General features: G+C 43.5%; 16 protein-coding genes. 9 read left to right on the top strand and 7 right to left on the bottom strand.

Translation table 11 applies throughout. The annotated features are described in order from the left end of the window. Window positions 1-6 precede the first annotated feature (6 nt). The 6 genes from C0V77_RS03145 to secDF all read left to right on the top strand — a co-directional run bounded on the left by C0V77_RS03145 (window position 7) and on the right by secDF (window position 9,854). Window positions 7-957: a sensor histidine kinase gene (locus C0V77_RS03145; RefSeq protein WP_158237875.1), complete on the top strand. Its 951-nt coding sequence runs from the start codon at window positions 7-9 to the stop codon at window positions 955-957. After that, window positions 954-1,706: a LytTR family DNA-binding domain-containing protein gene (locus C0V77_RS03140; protein ID WP_101724840.1), complete on the top strand. Its 753-nt coding sequence runs from the start codon at window positions 954-956 to the stop codon at window positions 1,704-1,706. The genes C0V77_RS03145 and C0V77_RS03140 overlap by 4 nt, the downstream gene beginning before the upstream one ends. 21 nt (window positions 1,707-1,727) lie before the next feature. Further along, window positions 1,728-4,541, top strand: coding sequence for a PQQ-dependent sugar dehydrogenase (locus C0V77_RS03135; protein WP_101724839.1), 2,814 nt, complete (start codon window positions 1,728-1,730; stop codon window positions 4,539-4,541). Between the two features lie 27 nt (window positions 4,542-4,568). Beyond that, window positions 4,569-6,251 carry an alpha/beta hydrolase-fold protein gene (locus tag C0V77_RS03130; RefSeq protein WP_101724838.1) on the top strand — a complete coding sequence of 561 codons (1,683 nt, stop codon included), beginning with the start codon at window positions 4,569-4,571 and terminating at the stop codon, window positions 6,249-6,251. Window positions 6,252-6,390: 139 nt separating this feature from the next. Beyond that, complete coding sequence (locus tag C0V77_RS03125) at window positions 6,391-6,765, top strand: hypothetical protein (RefSeq protein WP_143705996.1); 375 nt, start codon at window positions 6,391-6,393, stop codon at window positions 6,763-6,765. Between the two features lie 101 nt (window positions 6,766-6,866). Continuing rightward, entirely contained in the window at window positions 6,867-9,854 is a 2,988-nt protein-coding gene (gene secDF / locus C0V77_RS03120) for a protein translocase subunit SecDF (RefSeq protein ID WP_101724836.1), read from the top strand. Window positions 9,855-9,931: 77 nt separating this feature from the next. Here the strand turns inward: secDF and C0V77_RS03115 are convergent, their stop codons facing one another. Beyond that, window positions 9,932-10,816, bottom strand: a complete 885-nt coding sequence (locus tag C0V77_RS03115; protein WP_101724835.1) for a MerR family transcriptional regulator — start codon at window positions 10,814-10,816, stop codon at window positions 9,932-9,934. Window positions 10,817-11,079: 263 nt separating this feature from the next. Between C0V77_RS03115 and prfB the strand changes: the two genes are divergently transcribed. Then, window positions 11,080-12,154, top strand: a protein-coding gene (gene prfB / locus C0V77_RS03110) for a peptide chain release factor 2 (protein WP_101724834.1) whose coding sequence is annotated in 2 segments (ribosomal slippage) — window positions 11,080-11,139 and window positions 11,141-12,154 — 1,074 coding nt in all. Because the reading frame shifts where the segments join, the coding sequence is not laid out codon by codon here. Window positions 12,155-12,215: 61 nt separating this feature from the next. Here the strand turns inward: prfB and lgt are convergent. Further along, window positions 12,216-13,106: a prolipoprotein diacylglyceryl transferase gene (gene lgt, locus C0V77_RS03105; protein WP_101724833.1), complete on the bottom strand. Its 891-nt coding sequence runs from the start codon at window positions 13,104-13,106 to the stop codon at window positions 12,216-12,218. 259 nt (window positions 13,107-13,365) lie between these two features. On the opposite strand from lgt, the gene argC reads away from it, so the two are divergent. Further along, entirely contained in the window at window positions 13,366-14,334 is a 969-nt protein-coding gene (gene argC / locus C0V77_RS03100) for an N-acetyl-gamma-glutamyl-phosphate reductase (protein ID WP_101724832.1), read from the top strand. A 154-nt stretch (window positions 14,335-14,488) separates the two neighbouring features. On the opposite strand, the gene C0V77_RS03095 is transcribed toward argC, so the two are convergent. Both C0V77_RS03095 and ahcY read right to left on the bottom strand, forming a co-directional pair. Continuing rightward, a complete protein-coding gene (locus C0V77_RS03095; protein WP_101724831.1) occupies window positions 14,489-15,010 on the bottom strand; it encodes an HAD family hydrolase in 522 nt (173 codons plus the stop codon). 164 nt (window positions 15,011-15,174) lie between these two features. Beyond that, the gene (gene ahcY, locus C0V77_RS03090; protein WP_101724830.1) at window positions 15,175-16,488 is read right to left on the bottom strand and encodes an adenosylhomocysteinase; all 1,314 of its coding nucleotides are present in this window, start codon (window positions 16,486-16,488) and stop codon (window positions 15,175-15,177) included. A gap of 316 nt (window positions 16,489-16,804) precedes the next feature. On the opposite strand from ahcY, the gene C0V77_RS03085 reads away from it, so the two are divergent. After that, complete coding sequence (locus C0V77_RS03085; protein WP_101724829.1) at window positions 16,805-18,562, top strand: SMP-30/gluconolactonase/LRE family protein; 1,758 nt, start codon at window positions 16,805-16,807, stop codon at window positions 18,560-18,562. A gap of 385 nt (window positions 18,563-18,947) precedes the next feature. Here the strand turns inward: C0V77_RS03085 and C0V77_RS03080 are convergent, their stop codons facing one another. From C0V77_RS03080 to nadB, 3 genes are all read right to left on the bottom strand, one after another. Next, window positions 18,948-20,072, bottom strand: coding sequence for a Gfo/Idh/MocA family protein (locus C0V77_RS03080; RefSeq protein WP_101724828.1), 1,125 nt, complete (start codon window positions 20,070-20,072; stop codon window positions 18,948-18,950). A gap of 18 nt (window positions 20,073-20,090) precedes the next feature. Continuing rightward, window positions 20,091-20,999 carry a DUF5050 domain-containing protein gene (locus tag C0V77_RS03075; RefSeq protein WP_101724827.1) on the bottom strand — a complete coding sequence of 303 codons (909 nt, stop codon included), beginning with the start codon at window positions 20,997-20,999 and terminating at the stop codon, window positions 20,091-20,093. A gap of 73 nt (window positions 21,000-21,072) precedes the next feature. After that, window positions 21,073-22,662, bottom strand: a complete 1,590-nt coding sequence (gene nadB, locus C0V77_RS03070) for an L-aspartate oxidase (RefSeq protein ID WP_101724826.1) — start codon at window positions 22,660-22,662, stop codon at window positions 21,073-21,075. Window positions 22,663-22,680: the final 18 nt, after the last annotated feature.

Genomic DNA, 22,680 nt, shown 5'->3' with positions numbered 1-22,680 from the left:
GCCTTAATGAACGGTACGGACAGAGACCATTGGTATCTGACACACATCGTTCCGCTGTCTGTTACGCATATCCCTCAGTTTTTTATTAACACTTTAATTCTGATGCCTTATTTTCTCAGGAAAAGAGGGGTAGGTTCTTATGTGTTTTCAGTACTTGTAATGAGTATTATTTTTATGTTTGTTCAGTATTTTCTGAAACTCTGGCTTTGGGAAAACCCGGTTGACATGAGTGGGCATAAAATTGTTATCTTTGAACTAAAGACTATTTTCCCTATTCTTTTTGTAAGTGCCATCAGTACTGTTTACGGTTTAATTATTTACATGGCCGACCAGGAAAAAACCAAGCAGGAAGAAAAACAGGAAAAACTGCAGGCAGAGTTGTCGTTCCTGCGGTCTCAGATAAGCCCGCACTTTATTTTTAATGTGCTGAACAGCATTGTGTACCTGATACGCACCAAGTCGGCAGCTGCAGAGGCTGTAACTATTCAGTTATCTGAACTGATGCGCTATATGTTGTACGAAGCCGACGACGTGCAGGTGTCTCTGGACAAAGAAATCAATTACCTGAATAACTACATAGAATTGCAGAGGGTAAGGTTTGAAGAAGACGTTGAAATAAACATGAAGGCAGAAGGAAACATTGGCTCGCAGATTATAGAACCTATGCTGCTGATTCCTTTTGTAGAGAATGCATTTAAACATGGAGTGGGCATGATAGACTCGCCGCTGATTGATGTTCTGGTAAGATGTAACGGTAGCGAGCTGTTTTATGAAGTAAAAAACAAAATAGCCCCTGAGCTTCCTGAAGACAAAGACAGCAGCTCGGGCATAGGCCTGAAGAACGTCAGACGCAGGTTAGAACTACTATATGCCGATAAACATAGACTAGACATAAAAAAAGAGAACAACTGGTTTATTGTTTCTCTGTTTTTGCAACTAAAAACAATTGGCTCATGACACTCAGATGTATTGCCGTTGACGACGAAAGTATGGGGCGCAAGCTCCTGGAAGAGAACATCAAACAGATACCTTTTCTGGAATTGGTACGTACCTGCAAAAATCCGTTTGAAGCCATGCAGGCTTTGCAGGAAGAAAAAATAGACCTGATGTTTCTGGATATTCAGATGCCGGGTATGCTCGGAACAAAGTTTCTGCAGAGCTTAAGAGAAAAACCAATGGTTATTTTTGTAACGGCCTATGCCAACTATGCGGTTGAAAGCTATGATTTAGATGTAATCGACTACCTGATGAAACCCGTAAGCCTTGACCGCTTTACAAAAGCAGCCTATAAAGCGCTTGAGCTTCATCGTAAAAACACAATGCCTCCTGCGCCGGCGGTTGCTGCAACCGCAGCCGACCCTGCCCAGCCTAAACCAGAAGAATTTCCCGAATTTTTTTTCATAAATGTCGAGTATTCGCTGGTAAAAATTACCATCAGAGATATAACCCATATTGAGGGGCTGAAAGATTACATCAAAATTTTTCTCACAACCCAAACCAAGCCCGTTCTTACCAAGTCGACGATGAAGGCAATAGAAGAAAAATTGCCAACCAGACAATTTATGCGGATTCATAAATCTTTTATTGTGAATACTGATAAAATTGAATCAATCAGAGGGCAAAGAATCAGAATCGGGGCACATGAGATTCCGGTGAGCGAATCAAGCATTGATGAATTACTGAAACTATTAAACTATTCAAAATAAACCCGTTTACCTTTTTTATCAATGATGCAATACAAGAAGTTTACAAGTCTCTTTGTAACGGGGCTTTTTTTTGCCTTTCAAGGCCTGGCCCAGGTTCCTGAAGAAAACAGATTTACCAAAGTTGTGCTGGCCGAAAAGCTGGACGAACCCATGGAAATGGCCTTGCTGAAAGACGGTCGGGTATTGCTTGTGGAGCGTAAAGGCGCCTTGAAACAGTTTAACCCGGCTACTAAAGAAATAAAAACGCTTGCCACTATTCCGGTTAATACTAAATACACAAACCGCGAGGGGGTAAAGCGCGAAGCGGAAGAAGGTTTAATGGGATTGGTACAAGACCCCGATTTTGAAAAAAACCATTGGATTTATATGTATTATGCAGACCCCGCCGAGCCGAAACATATACTGGCACGCTGGGAGCTGAAAGGAGAAGAACTCGTTGAGGCGTCTAAGAAAATACTTCTGGAAGTACCAACCCAAAGACAAGAGTGTTGCCACACAGGCGGGGGTATGGTTTTCGATAAGTCGGGCAACCTGTATCTGACAGTAGGAAATAACACCAGTAACAGTAACTCTGATGGATATGCTCCTATTGATGAGCGTCCGAATCAGGAAAACTGGGACGACCAGCGGGGGGCCTCTAACACGAACGACCTGCGCGGAAAAATTCTGAGAATTAAACCAGAAGCCAACGGTACGTATTCTATACCTAAAGGTAACTTGTTTCCGGTTGGTACTCCTAAAACCCGTCCTGAAATTTATACCATGGGTCATCGTAACCCCTGGAGACCAAGTATTGACACCAAAACAGGATATTTGTATTGGGGAGAAGTAGGCCCCGATGCCTCTAAGGATTCAGAGCGTGGCCCGCGTGGTTATGATGAGTTCAACCAGGCCAAAGGCCCGGGCTATTATGGCTGGCCGTATTTCATCGGCGACAACAAAGTGTATGCCGACTGGGATTTTACTACCAACAAAATCAAAGCCGATTCGAAGTTTGACCCCGCCAAACCTATCAACGATTCACCCAATAACACAGGTTTAAGAGAGTTGCCGCCTGCACAAAAAGCATTTATCTGGTATCCTTATGCTATTTCTGAAGAGTTTCCGCTGGTGGGTAGCTCGGGCAGAAGCGCAACCGGAGGACCCGTGTATCATCGCTCTGATTTCCCGTTGGCCAAACGCCCTTTCCCTGATTATTATGAAGGCAAATGGCTGATTGTAGAGTTTATGCGTGGCTGGATTATGAGCGTAACGATGGACGAAAACGGCAATTATAAATCAATGGAGCGTTTTATGCCTAATACAGACTTTGGCAGCGCCATAGATATTGACTTTGCACCTGACGGCGACCTGTACGTGCTTGAATACGGCACGGCCTGGTTCAGAGGTAACGACAACGCCCGTCTGGTAAAAGTTGAATATAATGCAGTTAACCGCAAACCGGAAGTTCAGATTGCAGCCGATAAGTCAGGTGGGGCAATTCCTCTCAAAGTTAATTTCTCTTCTGCAGGTACAACTGATGCCGACGGCGACGCCCTTACGTATCAATGGACTGTAAGCAACAAAACCGCTGGCACAAGAACCTTTAAAACAGCAAATCCTGCTGTAAGTTTCGATAAACCCGGCATTTATAAAGCAACCTTAACCGTTACAGATGCGAAAGGTGCTAAAAACAGTAAATCGCTGGATATTAAAGTGGGCAACGAACCTCCAACCGTTGTATTTGATATTTTGAAAGGAAACAGAACGTTCTACTTCCCTAATAAACCACTTGAATACGAAGTAAAAGTAACAGACAAAGAAGACGGAAGCCTGAGCAACGGTAAAATTAAACCCGAGCAGGTAGCAGTTAATATAGATTACATGCCAATAGGCTATGATAAAATAGAGGTTTCGCAAAACCACCGGGGTGCAGATGCCGCCGCTTTTGCCTCAACCGGCCAAAGACTGATTGAAGCCAGCGACTGTAAGGCCTGTCACGTAATTGACAAAAAATCGGTGGGGCCAAGCTATACCGATATTGCCAATAAATACAGAGGTAATGCCGGAATAAAAGAGCAGTTGGCCAAGAAAGTAATCAGCGGTGGTATGGGCGTTTGGGGAGACCACGCCATGAGTGCCCACCCGCAGCTTTCGGTTACTGATGCCACATCGATGGTAGAATATATCCTGAGCATAGGCGAGAAAAAAGCGGTGCAGTCGTATCCTGCCAAAGGCAGCTACACTACTGCTATACCAGCCGGGCAAAAAGAGAACGGCTCATTTGTGCTGAGAGCTTCTTACAAAGACAGAGGCACCAAACTGATGCCTGCGCTGCAATCGGAAGAAACCATTGTGTTGAGAAACTCATTCCTTGACCCTGAGCTGGCCGATAAAGCCAAAGGAACACAAAAAGTAATGACCCCGTCTAAGTCGTTCTTTATTGTTGGTACCGACTCTTACATTGCCTACAACAAAATAGATTTAACCAACATAGACCAGATTGACTTCTACGTGCAGGCAACTACCCGTGTAGGAGCAGCCGGGGGCGTTATTGAAATCCGATTAGATTCACCAACCGGCCCACTGGCAGGCAAAACCGAGATGATAGAGGTGAAAGAACCGGCGGCCTTCCGCCCGCAGGCTAATAACGGAGCACAGCAAGCGCCGCCGCCAATTCCTGGTGTAAGACAAGACATGCAGATGGCCGTAAGAAGAGGAACCGTAATGGCACCTGTTAAAATTTCATCTGGGGGTGTGCATGATGTTTATTTCGTATTTAAAAATCAGAAAACCCTGCCTACGCAAATCATGATGCAGGTATTGGGCATTGATTTTAAAAGCGGAGCAAATTAATAAGCACCAACTTAACTATAAAAAACTATGAAAACTTTAATCTTAAGAACAATCCTGACGGCCTTTGTGCTGTCAGGATTTCACCTCCTTGCCTTTGGGCAAAAACTGGCACCGGGGCCGCAGGTGCTAACTTTCCATTCTGACGTTGACGACACCGAGCAGCCTTATGGCTTGTATCTGCCTAAAAACTATAATCCCAAAAAGAAATATCCTCTGGTGGTTATGTTACATGGGGCAGGGTCTAATCACCGTCTGGCTTTGCGCCGTGTATTTGGCAAAAGCAATGCAGAGGGAGAGTCTGACGTAGAAGCCAGCCGTTATTTTCCTGAATGGAAAGATGTAAACTACATTGTTATCAGCGCTTATGCACGTGGTACAATGGGGTATCAGGGTGTGGCTGAAAAAGATGTAATGGATATGCTTGCCGATGCAAAGAAGCGTTTCTCAATAGATGAAAACCGTACCTACCTTACGGGGTTGTCAATGGGTGGCGGCGGAACCATGTGGATAGGCCTGAGTTACCCTGATATTTGGGCTGCCATTGCGCCGGTTTGCCCGGCGCCTCCGGCCGGAACCCTCGAAATGGCACCCAATGCATTGAATTACCCGGTTTATTTTTTTCAGGGCGACCAGGACCCGGCCGTAAAAGTTGACTCAACCCGTAAATGGGTGCAACGGTTTAAAGATGTCGGGGCGCAGGTAGAATATACCGAATATCCGGGTGTGAAACACAACAGCTGGGAAAACGCCTACAAAGACGAGTTTATTTTCAGCTGGTTCTCTCAATTCAAAAGAAACCCTTTCCCTGAACGCGTTCGTTTTGCCACCAGCCAATATAAACACAATAAAGCTTACTGGGTAGTTTTTGATGAGTTTACGCCGGGTACTACCGCATCAATTGATGCCCAGTTTACTGCCAAAAATAAACTTGAGATTACCACCAAAGGCCTGCTATCTTTTACATTAAAGCTGGATGGGCACCCGTCTTTTAAATCAAAATTGCCTTTAGAGTTAGTTATTAACGGGCAGGCAATTAAGGCAGAAACGGGCTCTGGCGTAACACTTACCCAAAATAATAACACATGGGCAGTTAATACTTCGGGTACCTTCGCATCAGCTAAGAAACCCGGTGCAGAAGGCCCCATGACAGAGGCCATAGCCGACCGCCATATTTATGTGTATGGCACAGGTGGGAGCCCATCTGCCGACGAACTGAACAGAAGACGCACCGAGGCACAGAAAGCCATGGAGTGGTCGGTTTACAGAGGTGATTTCATAGGCAGGGTAATGGTGTTTCCGCGCCTGTTGAGCGATAAAGAAGTGCGCCCGAGCGATATAGAAAGTTCAAATCTGATTCTTTTCGGTACGAAAGAGACCAATAGCCTGATTGATAAATTCAGTGATAAACTGCCGGTACAACTAAATGCCTCGGCCACAGACTATGGCCTGGCTTATGTGTTTCCGGTAGGAGCGCGCTATGTGCTGGTTAACTCTGGTCTACCGTGGTGGACCCTGAGCGAAAATCCGAATGCCATGTCTCGCCAGAATTCCCCGATGCCTATGAATAACATAGCCAGATTTCAGGACTTTGTACTCTTTAAAGGTACCGTTAATAACGTAATAGCCGGAGGAAGATTTAACAATGACTGGACACTCCCTGCCAAAGAGGCTGAAAAGCTAAAAGCATCAGGTGTAGTGGTTTTCAGATAAACATACCGTTTTTTGTATGAAGCGTGCCTTAATATGCTGCAAGTGCAGTATTCAGGGCACGCTTTCTGTTTATTAGTTTTAAATTTTTAGCGGCTTATTTGACTTATTTCGTGAAAAACTTGTAGCTTTGTCACCCTTAATGGCAAAAAACTCTTACATATCGCGTTCTTTCGGGCTTTTAATGTTCGTCATGGTTGTACTGACGAGTGTTTTGGGTAAACAGATTTACCACAAACATTCGCCGGAAGCACCTGTTGCCGTTGAGAAGACGAAGGCTGACAAGGCAGACAAAAAAGATAATTCGAAAGAACAAACGGTTGTAAGAGAGGTATCGCTTGAAGTAGTAGTACCCAGCCATGCTTTTGATTTTGGCCATTATGCTATCCGTGTTCCGCTTCCGCAGATAATTTATGTGGTAGTTGAAACCTCGGTTAAAACCATTACCAAGCCTTTGTACAGACTATCATACTTCGAAAAACTGTACGAGCACCACATTGCACCCAACGCCCCATAGTATTTTAGCCCGGTACGGGCTGTGCCATTCTTCTTTTTAATCATGAGACCGTCATGATGCTTCAATTCAAATTCAATTTTATTTCTTAAATATACCCTCTAATGAACAACAAAGGTGGAATTATAGCGCTTTTGGTTGCCTTCCTGTCAATCAGTGCTTACTTTTTATTGCGTACCTGGAAAGCCAACGACATCAGAAAAGATGCAGAGGCTTTTGCTACCGACAAATCAGGAAAAATTGATTACGCCAAAAAACAAAGATATCTGGACTCTCTATGGAAAAAACCAGTGTTTTTAGGCACAACTACTGAAGACCTTACCAAACAGGAATTAGGCCTTGGCCTTGACCTTCAAGGAGGTATGAGTGTAATTCTTGAGGTTTCTCCTGCCGAAATCCTTCGTTCGCTTGCAGCCAGCGCAAGAGACCCTAAAGTAGCTACCGCTATTGAAAACGCTCAGAAAAGAGCCGTTTCTACCAATACAAACTTTGTAGACCTGTTTGCGCAGGAGTACAAAAAGCTGGCACCAGACACAAAACTGGCTTCGGTTTTTTCTAATAGCTCAAACCGCGGTACACTTAGCCTTGAGTCGTCAGACAGCCAGGTTGTAAACTACATTAAAAAAGAAGTAGATGGGGCTTTTGACCGTGCCTTCAGAATTATCCAGACCCGTGTTGATAAATTCGGTGTGGCTAACCCTAACCTTCAACGTTTATCTGGTACTAACCGCATTCAGGTAGAGTTACCAGGTGTTGATAACCCTGACCGCGTGCGCAAGTTGTTATCTGGTGCAGCCAAACTTGAATTCTGCGAAGTGTATACAATGCAGGAAATTGCCCCGGCAATTGATGGTCTTGCAGGTATTTTATTGCAGATGGATATTGAAGCAAGAAAGAAAGCTCCGGCAGCAGCTGAAACCACTACTGCCAGCACGCCAAAAGACAGTTCTAAAAACAGCCTGAGTGCTCAGTTGGCCGGTGGCGCCAAGGGAGATTCAACTAAAGGAGACTCAACTGCTTTGGCTCAACGCCAGAACAACGCTTTCAGCAACCTTTTCATACCAACAGGCTATGGCCTGGCTGTTAGAACCAAAGACATTGCCCGCGTAAAAGAAGTAATGGATCGTTCAGATGTACGTGCTTTGTTCCCGGCAAACGCCAGCTACGTTTTTGATATCAAGCCTCGTGCGAATGGTACCAACACCAGCGAAGAAATTGTGGATATGTATTTTGTGAAAGACCTGGGCAAGGCTCCTTTGGAAGGTGACGTAGTAACCAACGCCAGCCAGGATTATGATGAACGCGGAAAACCTGCCGTTGAAATGCAGATGAATGCAGAAGGCGCCAGAAAATGGAAAGCCTTAACAGGTGCAAACATTGGTCGCCCGATAGCTATAATTCTTGATAACTATGTGTATTCTGCGCCAAACGTAAACGGAGAAATTGGGGGAGGACGCTCAAGCATTGCCGGTAACTTTACTGTAGAAGAAGCACAAGACTTAGCCAATGTGTTGAAAGCCGGTAAATTGCCAGCACCAACCAACATCATCTCTGAAGACATCGTAGGTGCTACGGTAGGTTCTGAAGCTGCTCAGGCTGGTATTATTTCTTCATTAGTTGGTTTGTTGATAGTTTTGGGCTTTGTGTTAATTTACTACAACAAAGCCGGTGTCATTGCCGATATTGCCCTTATTGTAAACTTGTTCCTGCTGCTAGGTGTAATGGCCTCTTTTGGCGCTACACTTACCTTGCCGGGTATTGCCGGTATGGTATTGTCAGTAGGGGTGTCTGTCGATGCTAACGTACTTATCTATGAGCGTATCAAAGAAGAGTTGGCGCTGGGTAAAACCTTTAAAGATGCCGTAAGAGATGGTTTCAAAAATGCAATGTCGTCTATCATTGACTCCAACGTAACCACACTTATCACTGGGGTTGTACTTTTTGTTTTTGGTACAGGTCTTATTCTTGGTTTTGCTACTACGTTATTGATTGGTATCTTCACGTCATTGTTCTCAGCTATTTTTGTTTCAAGATTATTCTTTGAATACTACATTAGTAAAGGTAAATCGGTTTCATTTGTTACTAAGTGGTCAGAGAAACTGTTCAAAGATTCGAAATTCGATTTTGTATCCAAACGCAAGTTGTATTACACTATTTCAAGTGCCATTATTATTGCAGGTATTATTTCAATTGCAATCAAAGGATTTGGTCTTGGTGTAGACTTCCTGGGTGGCCGTACTTACATTGCCAAATTCACCCAGACTGTCAATACCGAAGATATTGAAAACGCATTGAAACCTACATTTGAAGGCCAGGCCATTGAGGTTAAAACTTTCGGAGGTTTCGACCAGGTGAAAATCACCACGCCTTATAAAATTGAAAACACCAATACAGAAGTTGAAAAAGACATTCAGGCTAGTGTAAACAAAGTTCTGGCAAATGTAAATGGCAACTCCGGAAAAGTAGTGAGCTCTTCAAAAGTAGGGCCAACCATTGCTAATGATGCCATCTGGGGTGCAATAAAAGCCGTTTTAATTTCAATCATATTGGTATTCGCCTATATTTATATCCGGTTCCGCAAGCTGGCTTTTGGTTACGGCTCATTGGTGGCATTGTTGCACGACGTTCTGATTATCCTTGGGGTATTCTCTATTCTTCGTGGTTTCTTGCCATTCTCGCTTGATGTTGACCAGGCTTTTGTAGGTGCCGTGCTAACCATCATGGGTTACTCAATGAACGACACCGTGGTTGTATTTGACCGGGTGCGTGAGTATCTGGCCGAGAAACGTGATCTGAAGGAAGATATCCCAACGGTTATCAACAATGCCTTGAATAGTACTTTGAGTAGAACAGCCGTAACCGGTTTCTCTACCTTGCTTGTACTATTGGTATTATTGATTTTTGGTGGTGAAACCATCCGTGGCTTCGTATTCGCTATGTTTATCGGGGTAATCGTGGGTACTTACTCTTCGTTGTTCGTAGCAACGCCTATCGTTGTTGACGGTATGCAACGCGATATGCGCAAAGAAGCTGAGAAACTGGCAGCAGCAGCTCCGGTGGCAGCAGAAAGCAAAAAATCTAAGAAAGCGTAATCTTTCAGATTATAAAATGATAAACGCCCCGGCTTTCTCAAGTCGGGGCGTTTTGCTTTCAAATGTTATACATGGTTTCAGGCTTTTTGCTCTGCAACTTCAATTAACTGGTTAATATGAGTTATAATGCGCGTATGGGTGCCGGTTTCTATACCTTGCCCAATAACCTGATAGCCGGTGAGCAGAATCTGAGTGTCCGGAAATTTATTTTCCAGGCGCGTTACATAAGCCTGCGCGTCTTTTTGAGATGGCGTAGTGGTAATTGCAGAGAAAATATAGTCGGGTTTCTGAGACTCACAAACATATACGAGTTCATCAAACGGAAGGGTTTGCCCCAGATAGATAACTTTATGATTGCGGGCTCGGAGTACAAAATTGGCAAAAAGCAAAGAAAGTTCGTGCAGCTCGCCTTCCGGTAAAAACAACACAAATTTTTTCGACTCTTCAGTAAAAGAAGGGCTTTTGCTATCTATGGCCACAATAAGTTTCTGGCGTATGAGGTTAGATATGAAATGCTCTTGCGCCGGGCCAATAGAACCTGTTACCCATAAAATACCAATTCGGCTCAGGAAAGGGTAAATGATGTTTATCATCATATCCTCAAAACCAAACCTATTGTTATTGATATGCATTATTCGTTCAAACTGGGCTTCGTCCAGGTCAATCATGGCAATGGTAAGCGCATGTATTTGCTCCGGATAGCTGTTTTTTTTCTCAGAAATTTCAATAACCTCTTTTGACAGCTGATCGGCTGAGAGCTTTGCAATTTCAGAAATCTTGTACTCGTGGTCTTTCAGGAGCGCTATATTCAGCACCAATTTCAGATCTTCATCATCATAAATTCTGATATTAGTATCGCTACGTTTAGGGGTTATAATATTATAACGTTGCTCCCAGATTCTTAGGGTATGAGCTTTTATTCCGGATAAATGCTCTAAATCTCGTATGGAGTAGTTACTCATTATGTTATAAATTTTCTTAACTTAGGTTAATGTGTGTTCGGGTAATATCCCTTTCAGATGAGCCGTAAATCAGTACATCTGATGTCAGTATGCGTTTTCGGGTAAAGATATAACACCAAAACAAAAAAGTTGTTTAAAAAAAATCAGAATAGAATAATATCTGAAAGCGCAAGTTAAGGATAATGAATAAAATTAAGTAGTTTTGCAGGCTGTAACTTAAAGTAAGCAGTCTTTACCAGCGATAAATAATTTCAAACACAAATATGACTACCGAACAATTGAAGGAGTTAAAAGCCAGAGTAGCGGCTTTAAGGGGGTATCTTTGACTACGATAGCAAGAAAGAACAACTAGATGACCTCGAGAACCAGACCGCCCAGCCGGAGTTCTGGTTAGATGCCGAAAAGGCCGAAAACGTAATGAAACAGGTACGCGCCCTGAAAGGCTGGACAGGCGGCTATGAAAAGGCTGAAAGCGCTCTGGGTGACCTTGAAACCCTGTTTGAGTTCTACACTATGGGCGAAGCCACAGAAGAAGAAGTAGACGAAGAGGGCAAGAAATTTAATGAAATACTGGAAGAATTAGAGCTGAAAAAGATGCTCTCTAATGAAGAAGACCAGTTTAGCGCTGTATTGGAGATAAATGCAGGTGCCGGTGGAACAGAAAGCCAGGATTGGACCAGTATGCTAATGCGGATGTATATGATGTGGGCCAACAAAAAAGGCTACAAAGTATCGGAGCTCGACTATCAGGATGGTGATACAGCCGGAGTAAAATCGGTTTCATTACAGATTGAAGGCCCTATGGCTTATGGATTCCTGAAATCAGAAAACGGAGTGCATCGGCTTGTCCGGGTTTCACCTTTCGACTCCAACGCGCGTCGTCACACATCATTTGCATCGGTTTATGCCTATCCTTTAGTGGATGATTCAATAAATATTGAGATAAAAGATGCAGATATTGAAATCCAGACTTCTCGCTCGGGTGGTGCCGGAGGGCAGAATGTAAACAAGGTTGAAACAAAGGTACAGCTTACCCATAAGCCAACCGGTATTGTGATAACCTGCCAGATAGAACGTAGCCAGCATGCCAACCGCGAACATGCCATGCAGATGTTGAAGTCTAAGTTGTATCAGTTAGAGGTTGAAAAACGGAATGCTGCCAAAGCTGAAACAGAAGCCGGAAAAATGAAGATAGAGTGGGGCTCGCAGATTAGAAGTTACGTATTGGATGACCGCCGGGTGAAAGACCATCGGACGAATATTCAGACGTCTAACACTGAAGCTGTTTTAAATGGCGAGATAGACGAGTTTATCAAAGGGTTTCTAATGGCCAGTTAAACCATTTTTATTTGTTAAATATTGAAATGCCCCGCAGGAAACTATCTTGCGGGGCATTTTTTTATTTTTTATTCTCTTTTGCTTCAAATGTATGCGTTGAGTAATACTCTGCATCTTTTTTTCCTTTGGTTAAAGAGTAAATCAGAATACCTATACCCAGCAGCACCGCCGGAATACTCAGAATCTGCCCCATGTTATAGGTCATTTTGTCTTCAAATGCCTCCTGGTTTTCTTTCAGGAATTCGTAAAGGAAACGCAGTGTAAATACCCATATCAGAAATATGCCCAGCAGCAATCCATGTGGTGTTTTTTCTTTAAAACGGTTCCATAAATAAAACAACAAGCCGCACAGAACAAGGCATGAAAGTGCTTCATATAACTGTGCAGGATGGCGGGCAAATGCCTCGGGAGTCATTTTTAAAGAACCGTCAGGATTCAGGCTAAAAGTATTGAACCGAAAAGCCCAGGGTACATTACTTGGTTTACCCACTATCTCGTGGTTCATCAGGTTTCCCAGCCGTATAAAAGCGCCCCCCAAAGCCACAGTAATAACAATGCGGTCTGTTATCCACAGAAAGGGCTGGTCTTTGTGCTTGCGGCCATAAACAAACAGCGCTGTAAGAATACCAATAGTGGCGCCGTGGCTGGCCAGACCTGTGTACGGTGGCACAATCATATCAATCAGAAACTTCCCGGGGTCTTGTTTGAAACTTTCAAATTCATAAAAGAAATAATGCCCGAAACGTGCACCTATTACGGTAGCAATTATCATTACAAATAAGAGAGAATCCAGGTCTTTTTCCGGTTTTCTTTCCTTTTTGAAGATATGGGCCATTATCTGGTAGCCTATCAGAAAGCCAGATGCAAAAAAGAGCCCATACCAGCGTAATTCAAAACTACCGAGTTTAACAATAATCGGATTTACATTCCAGGGTATTTCTAAAAATAGCATAATGTAGATTTTAGATTTTTGCCAAAATTATAAGTTTTATCTGATACATAGATGTAAAAGTTTTCAATTGAAGCCGAAAGAACATTTAAAATATCTTAAATTTGCGCCAGAAACTTCTTACAAACTATCTGTTGTTATACTTCATACCCGCAAAGCAGGGTATTTTCTGTACTAGCAATACATTAACTGTTACATTATTCTTTGGCAAGTAGCTTACCCGCGGGCAAGCTGGAATTGCATTAAATTTTTTTATTTGCTTATGAAAATCAATATCGGAATCATCGGAGGAGCAGGATATACAGGGGGAGAACTACTGAGAATATTGCTAAACCACCCAAACGCCAGCATTGCATTTGTTAACTCTAAAAGCCAGGCAGGTAAACCAGTATATGCTACCCACGGAGACCTGTTGGGCGAAACTGATTTAACATTTGCCGATGAGCAGGATTTCAGCAAAGCGGATGTATTGTTCCTATGTTCGGGGCATAACGAATCAAAGAAGTTTCTGGCTGAACATACCATTCCTGAAAACATGAAAATTGTTGACCTCAGCACCGACTTCCGTGATGAAAGCAATGGCTTTACCTATGGGCTGCCTGAGCTGCAAAGAGACAAGATAAAAACAGCCGCCAAAATTGCTAATCCGGGTTGCTTTGCCACCAGTATAGAGCTGGCCTTACTGCCTTTGGCAAAAGCCGGCATTTTAAAAGAAGATATACACGTAAGCGCCATAACAGGCAGCACTGGTGCGGGGCAATCGCTCTCTGCCACTACTCATTTTAGCTGGAGAAACAACAATATTTCTATTTATAAAGCGTTCACCCACCAGCACCTGAAAGAAATCAACCAGAGCATCAGGTCTTTGCAGTCAGACTTTGGCAAGGCCGTTAACTTTATACCTTACCGTGGTAACTTTACCAGAGGCATTATGGCCAATGTGTATACCAAATTTGATGGCACCATAGAAGAGGCTCAGGCACTGTATAAAAATTATTACAAAGAACACCCCTTTACACATATAAGCGACGAGTCTGAAATAGACCTGAAGCAAGTGGTAAATACTAATAAATGCATATTGCATCTGGAGAAGCATGGCGATAATCTGCTTATAAGCAGCGTTATAGATAACCTTACCAAAGGGGCGTCAGGGCAGGCTGTGCAGAACATGAATCTGATTTTCGGATTAGAAGAAACAGCGGGCTTAAAGTTGAAACCTGCTGGATTTTGATTAAATCGTTGTAAGTTCACCCAATGAATTGGGCGACTGTCTAAACAAAGGTTAGTTTCTCGGTACATATCGACTTAAGTCGGTATCAAAAATTAAAACTAACCTTTGTTTCTGTAGCCGATAAATTCATCCGCCGTAAGTAAAAAATCAGAGATTAAAATATCTTCATCCACTTACCCTGTTCTTTCATTACCATTTCTATAATCTCTCTTACTGCACCTTTGCCGCCGTCTTTGGTTGAGCGGTAATTGGCAACCTCCACAATTTCAGCTACGGCATCGGCTGGGCATACAGAAAGCACTTTTCTGTGTTTCATAATCTCCCAATCAGGTAAATCATCGCCCATATAAATGGTTTGCTCAGCTGTAAGGTTATTGTCTATCAGATATTGGTCAAAAACCGAGAGCTTCTGGTCGGTACGTACACCCAGAAAAATATCTTTTATACCTAATGGTGAAAGCCTTTCACGTACACTCTCTTCTTTGCCGCCCGATATAATGGCAATAGAATACCCGGACCTCACCGCTTTGCCCATTGCATAACCGTCTTTTACATTAAAAGTGCGGGCCAGTTCGCCGCCTCTTAATGCCAGCACAGTTGAGTCGGTCAGTACGCCGTCAATATCAAAAATGAAAGTAGTAATTTTACGAAGCTTGGATTTTAATTTCAGGTTCATGAAAACTAGAGTGGTTTAAATCACAATATTCGCTTAAATTCGGCTAATTATGGTCTGGCATACCAAAATAAATTATCAATATAGGCTTAAATACTAACGCACAGGTACAAAAAAGCGGAGGCTTCTGTTGAAACCCCCGCCTGATACCATTCAGATATTGCGTATTAATAACGATACATTTCTGATTTGAAAGGCCCTTCAACTGCCACACCAATGTAGGCAGCCTGGTCTATATTAAGCGTGTCAAGTTTAGCGCCAACGTGAGCCAGGTGGAAAGCAGCTACTTTCTCGTCCAGTTGCTTAGGTAGCACGTACACTTTTTTCTCATATTTATCGCTGTTGTTCCAAAGCTCAATCTGTGCCAAAGTCTGGTTAGAGAACGAGCACGACATCACGAATGATGGGTGACCCATAGCACAACCCAGGTTTACCAGGCGGCCTTCAGCCAGAATAATGATGTCTTTGCCATCAATTTCATACATATCTACCTGTGGTTTGATAGTAGATTTTGTGTGGCCATAGTTTTTGTTCAACCAAGCCATATCAATTTCGTTATCGAAGTGGCCAATGTTACAAACCACTGCTTTATCACGCATGGCTTTGAAGTGGCGGTCGCGGATAATATCAATGTTTCCGGTAGCTGTTACAAAGATGTTGGCACGGGTAGCGGCCTCGTCCATCGTAACTACTTCGTAGCCGTCCATAGCTGCCTGTAATGCACAAATCGGGTCAATTTCAGTAACCAACACTCTACAACCTGCACCACGAAGTGAATCTGCCGAGCCTTTACCTACATCACCGTATCCGGCTACAACAGCCACTTTACCGGCAAGCATTAAGTCGGTTGCACGACGGATAGCGTCTACTAACGACTCACGACAACCGTATTTGTTGTCAAATTTAGATTTCGTTACCGAGTCGTTTACGTTAATGGCCGGCAGGTGCAAAGTGCCGTTTCTCTGACGCTCATATAAACGGTGAACGCCAGTAGTTGTTTCTTCTGAAAGGCCTTTAATATCACCAATCAACTCAGGGTATTTGTCAAACACCATGTTGGTTAGGTCACCACCATCATCAAGAATCATGTTCAATGGTTTTTGTTCTTCACCAAAAAACAAGGTTTGCTCAATACACCAGTCAAACTCTTCGGCCGTCTGGCCTTTCCAGGCATAAACCTGAATACCCGCAGCAGCAATGGCAGCAGCGGCGTGGTCTTGTGTTGAGAAGATATTACATGACGACCACGTTACTTCAGCGCCTAGTTCAACCAAAGTTTCAATCAGAACGGCTGTCTGTATGGTCATGTGTAAGCAACCTGCTACACGCGCTCCTGCCAATGGTTTTGATGGTCCGTATTCTTTACGGATGGCCATCAAACCTGGCATTTCGGCTTCGGCTAATTTAATTTCTTTACGACCCCAATCGGCCAATGCAATATCTTTTACTTTGTAGGGAATGTAATTTGTTGCTGCTGACATTATATTGTAAGTTAATTTATCCTTAATAAAATGTTAATATGGTTGCTTTTTCTAAAATTTATGCAAAATTAGGATAATTTATTTTCAGAATAAATATTATTTGGATAATTTTATTTTTTGCACCTATGTGGGCAATTGTTTTTAACGGGTTAATATATAACCTGTATCAGGTGCGCTTGCCCGGCTACTTTTTAATTGGTATGATATTTAGGTTTTTTTAAGGCGCAATGTGATTATAATATTGATTAACAGGAGTTTAGAGTCCAAAAGTTTTTGCTACATTTGGTTAATCTGTTTCACCCGTTTCTTCTCACCTATGAAAAAAATAATTGCTGTCTTCTTTGCCTGCTGGCAAATGTGTGCCTATGCCCAGACGCCTAATGAAAACTATCCTGACGACCCCGCATCTATCGAACAGGCAGGCGTACCTAAAGGAGAAGTGCTGAAGTTTGAATTTCAGGACTCAAAGATTTTCCCCGGTACCTGGCGCGAATACTGGGTGTATATTCCGGCACAATACAATCCCGATAAACCTGCCTGTGTGTATATCAATCAGGACGGTGTTCAATGGAAGGCCCCGACGGTTTTCGATAACCTGATTTACAAAAAAGAAATGCCTGTTACCATCGGTGTCTTTGTGATGCACGGCAGGGTAAAAGCAGCCAATGCAGAAACGGCGCTCGACCGCTTCAACCGCAGTTATGAATATGATGGACTGGGTGATGCCTACGCAAGATTTCTTTTAGAAGAGCTTTTGCCGGAAGTAGAAAAGAAAAAAGCGAGTGACGGACGACCAATCCGTTTGTCAAAGAGCGCGAACGACCGCGCCATTGGTGGTGCCAGTAGCGGTGCGGTATGTGCCTTTACGGCAGCGTGGGAGCGGCCTGATGCTTTCTCAAGGGTCTTTAGTGCTATTGGCACTTATGTGGGTTTGAGGGGAGCGCATGAATACCCAACACTCATCCGTAAATATGAACCCAAGCCAATCAGGGTCTATTTGCAGGATGGCACCAACGATTTGAATATTTATGCCGGAGACTGGTGGAAAGCCAATGAAACCATGGAAAGAGCATTGACCTTTGCAGGCTATGAAGTAAATCATATATGGGGAGAAGGCGGGCATAACGGCAAACACGGCACTGCTGTTTTCCCTGAGGCCATGCGCTGGTTATGGAAAGACTACCCGAAGCCTGTAGCCGCCGGTAAATCTAAAAACCAGTTTTTAAGCGAAATACTGATTGATAATGAAGGATGGGAACTGGTAGGAGAGGGATACACCTTTACAGAAGGTACGGCAGCCAATGCCAAAGGAGAAGTGTTCTTTCAGGATATCCCCAATTCAAAGACCTACAAGGTAGATTTGGCAGGCCAACTGAGTACACTGGATATAGATGCGAAGAAATCGAGCGGTACTTGCTTCGGGCCAGATGGCAAGCGGTATGTAGTAGCCGGTGGCACCAAACAAATTCTTAATTATGACCAGACAGGTAAAGAAACCGTTATAGCAGACAACCAGACAGGCAACGATATTGTGGTTGCTAAAAACGGTAATGTTTATATCACCGCTCCTAATGGTGTCAGCAGCCCAAGTAAATTGTACCTGATAAGACCTAATGGCGAAAAAGTAGAGGTAGATGAAGGGCTAAAGTTTGCCAATGGTCTGACACTCTCGCCCGACCAGACACAATTATATGTAACCGAATCGGCCTCACATTGGGTTTGGGTGTATCAGATTCAACCTGACGGAAGGCTGGCACATAAACAAAAGTTCGGATGGCTGCATGTGAGAGATGTAGACGAAAACGCGTGGTCTGACGGACTTAAATGTGACCGCGACGGACGAATTTATGTAACTACGCTGAGCGGCATACAGGTACTTGACCAGACCGGTCGGGTAAATGCCATTTTACCGGTACCTAAAACCAAAGGACAGGTATCTAACCTATGCTTAGGCGGGCCAGATTTTGATATAATGTACATTACCTGTGTAGATAAGGTGTATCGCCGGAAAGTGAAAGTAAAAGGAGCCAAAACTTTTGATACGCCACATAAACCGGCTGCGCCTAAGCTGTAGTGATAGCTCATTGTAAAAAAAATAGCTGTGCCCGTCGGGCACAGCTATTTTTTTTTATAGGTCGTAAAGTATTATAAAGATATTTAAAATTTCAGATTCAAAGAGTAGAAAATCAACACTAAAATTAAAGTCCGCTAACATCATTTCCTGTTTGAGCGCAGTTAAAAATCGGGCGATAGATTCAGATTAACCCCGCAATACTATCAGATTTTTAATTGCGCGAGTTAAATGATGCCTGCTTTTTTGCGTTACTTTTTTTTTTAGGTAAAAAAAGTAACAACCCAGGACTATAAATATGGTTGATTTATTTTACCACGAGCTTCACAAAGCTAGAATAGAAGTAAAGCTTGATGGAATTCGTGGCAATATTCTTAAATATCTTTTGCTAAACCAACTTAATCTTCTTCCCATTCCCCGCAGCCTCATAAATAGCCGATAGTATCCGGGCATCTTTCAGCCCTTCTTCGCCTGATATATGGGGAGGGAATTGCTTGGTTTCCAGAAATTCCTTACAGATGGCTTCCAGCATATTGGCCTGATGATGCACAACGGGTAAGTGCAAATCGCCCTGGCTGGTGCGCCCTTTAATTGGCCCATAGCTGTAAGCCGGGCTCAGGTGCATAAAGCCTTTATCGGCCGTAATAAACAATTGCTCAATATTGGTTTTGTAAGATGTAAAACCGTTTACGGTTACAGCATCCGGAAAATCAAACTGCCATGATACAGACTCCTCTACGTCTTTGAATCTTTCCGGGTCTGTAATAGGCCCAAACTGTGCCGTAACAGCCAAAGGCTCTTTCCCTGTTACATAACGTGCTGCCTGCACGCAGTAAATGCCAACATCCATCAAAGGGCCGCCGCCTGCCATGGCTTTTTTCAATCGCCATTGGGTTGGGTCACCGATTCTGAAACCAAAGTTTGACTGTATAAACCGCAGGTCTCCGAAAACTTTCTCACGGCTCATCCTGATAACCTCCTTTGTAAAAGGTTCAAAGTGCATACGGTAGCCAACGCCCAGTTGTACGCCCGCATCTTTGCAGGCTTTTATCATTTCCTGGCACTCTTCTACAGTATTGGCCATTGGTTTTTCGCACATAACGTGCTTGCCTGCTTTGGCCGCCCGAATCACAAACTCAGGGTGCATAGAATTAGGCAGTACCACATACACAATGTCAATGTCTTTATTATCTGCAATCTGGTCGAAATTCTGGTAGTTATACACATTCTTTTTCGGAATGTTATATTTCTTCATCCATTCTTCGGCTTTAGCGGGTGTACCGGTTACTATACCGGCCAGATAACAATTAGTGGTTTTTTCTAAACCAACCGCCAGTTGATTTTTGGCATAGCTGCCAAGCCCTACCAGGGCTATACCCAGTTTCCTGCCTTCATACTTTGGTTTAGACTCCGGAATACTCACAATGGATGGGATGGCGAAGGCTGCCGCTGTGGTGCCAATACCCACACCCAGATTCTGGATAAACGAACGACGAGAAAGATTTTCAGCCATGTGCGTAAGGTTTAATATTTATTTATCTACCTGATAAGATACGAATGCCAGCTTTTTGCCATCCGGCGACCAGCTGGGTACGTTGATTGTACCCTGCCCACCGAAGAACACCGCAGTCAGATCCCTGATTTTTTTCGTTTTCAAGTTCATAATACGCAGTTTTACGTCTTTGCCAAAAGGGTGTGTTGCTTTCTGGTCTTCTATATATGTAATAAAAACTATCTGCTTGCCATCAGGCGATGGATGAGCAAACCAGTTGCTGTAATCATCATAGGTCAGTTGTTCCTGATTACTGCCATCCGGGTTCATGCGGTATATATGCATTTTACCGCTTCTGTATGAGTTAAAATAAATGTATCTGCCATCGTAAGAGTATTCCGGGCCATCGTCCAGGCTTGGTGTGTTGGTTAGTCTTTTTTCTTCTCCGCCGTTAACGGGTATGCTGTACACATCAAATTCACCGTTTCTTGCGGCACAGTATACCAGTGTTTTTCCGTCCGGCGATATGCCATGCCAGTATGAAGGGGCTTTCTCTGTTATTAGTTGTGGGGTGCCGCCTTGTATTGGAAGCGTAAAAATGCGTGAAGAACCACCAGCGGTGCCTTGCATACGAGGGTCGTTATGGCTGATGATAAGCAACGCGCCATCAAAACTGATACCGTGGTCGTTATTGCATTTGTTGGCAAAACCGGTGTCAATTTTACCCATTTTCTCACCATTCAGGGCTATTTTCTCTAATAAACCACCCGAGTTAATGATAAAGTACTTTCCGTCTCTCGACCAGTTGGGGGCTTCAAAGTGGCGTTTTTCTTTAATTACTACCGTTCTTTTACCGGTTTCAATATCAATGGTTTCAAGGGTACTCTCTACATTTGGGGGGGCTTGTGCATAAACAGTAAGGGGAAAAACAAAAAGTAAGAGTTTCATAGCATTGAGTATAAGGCATTTAAGGATTTGAACAGAAATCAAATATACTCAATTTGCATTGATACCCCAAACCCTACAAGACCGAATTTTCGGGTTTGCCGCCTAACTTGTACGGATAATCGGTAGTGTAGTGCAAACCGCGGCTTTCTTTGCGCTTCATGGCGCATTTAATTACCAGTTCGGCACATTGTACCAGGTTTCGCAGTTCGCAAAGCTTTACCGATAGCTTGGTTTTTTTATAAAACTCTTCTGTTTCGTCTTTAATTAGCTTTAAACGCCGAAATGCCCTTTCTAGTCTGAAATCAGAACGTACAATCCCCACATAGTCAGACATCATTCTTTGCAGTTCGCGCAGGTTATGGGTAACCAGAATTTCTTCGTTCGACTGCTCGGTTCCGAACTCGTTCCAGTCGGGTACGTTTTCCTGAAATCTTATTTTATCTACTTCATCAATAGCCATGAGTGCTATTCTGTTGCCGAAAACGGCCGCTTCTAGCAACGAATTAGAAGCCAGGCGGTTGGCGCCATGCAGGCCGGTTGAAGAACACTCGCCACAGGCAAACAGTCTCTGAATAGTAGAACGGCCGAACTCATCAACCAAAATGCCTCCGCACAAATAGTGGGCAGCAGGTACAACCGGAATCATGTCTCGGGTAATGTCAATACCAATGCTCAGGCATTTTTCGTAGATATTAGGAAAGTGCTGCAGAATTAGTTCTTTTGGTTTGAACGATATGTCTAGGTAAACATGGTCTTCCCCCGATTTCTTCATTTCCGCATCTATTGAGCGTGCCACTATATCGCGGGGTGCCAGTGAGCCGCGGGGGTCGTAGTTTTGCATAAACTCTTCACCCTTTTTGTTTTTAAGCACTCCTCCCTCGCCTCTTACGGCCTCAGTAATCAGAAAACTCGGGTATTCGCCGGGGTTGTAAAGAGAGGTCGGATGAAACTGAATCATCTCCATATCGCGCACACGGCCTTTGGCTCTGTAAACCATAGCAATGCCGTCTCCGGTGGCTATTACGGGGTTAGTTGTGGCCGAATAAATGTTGCCAGCCCCACCTGTAGCCATTAGTGTAACTTTAGATAGAATGGTTTCTACCTGGCCAGTATGCACATTGAGCGCATATACGCCAAAGCAGTTAATGTCATTGGTTTCGCGGGTAACCTCAACACCTAAATGGTGCTGAGTAATTATTTCTACGGCATAATAATGTGTCAGAATCTCAATATTCTCATTTTTCTCCACTTGCTCCAGTAGTGCCCTTTCAATCTCTTTGCCCGTTACGTCTTTATAATGCAGTATTCTTTTTTCAGAATGCCCCCCTTCGCGTGTCAAATCATATTCAGAGCCGTGTTTATCAAAATTAGTACCATAATCAATCAATTCCTGAATTCGGTCTGGCCCCTCTGTTACAACAATTTCTACGGTTTTTCTGTCGCAGAGTCCGTCTCCGGCAATAAGGGTATCGTTGATGTGTTTTTCAAAAGAATCGGTTTCGGGGTCAAAAACAGCAGCAATGCCACCCTGTGCATATTTAGTATTGGTTTCGTCGGCATTTACTTTCGTTAAAATCAAAACCTTTCCTTTAGCGGCAGCTTTGAGTGCAAAGCTTAAACCCGCAATACCGGAACCAATCACTAAAAAATCTACTTTTCGCATGAGATAAAATTCGAATAA

The organism is Emticicia sp. TH156 (assembly GCF_002855535.1).
In the GTDB taxonomy this organism is placed as follows: domain Bacteria; phylum Bacteroidota; class Bacteroidia; order Cytophagales; family Spirosomataceae; genus Emticicia; species Emticicia fluvialis.
This window is presented reverse-complemented; position numbering and strand designations above follow the sequence as displayed.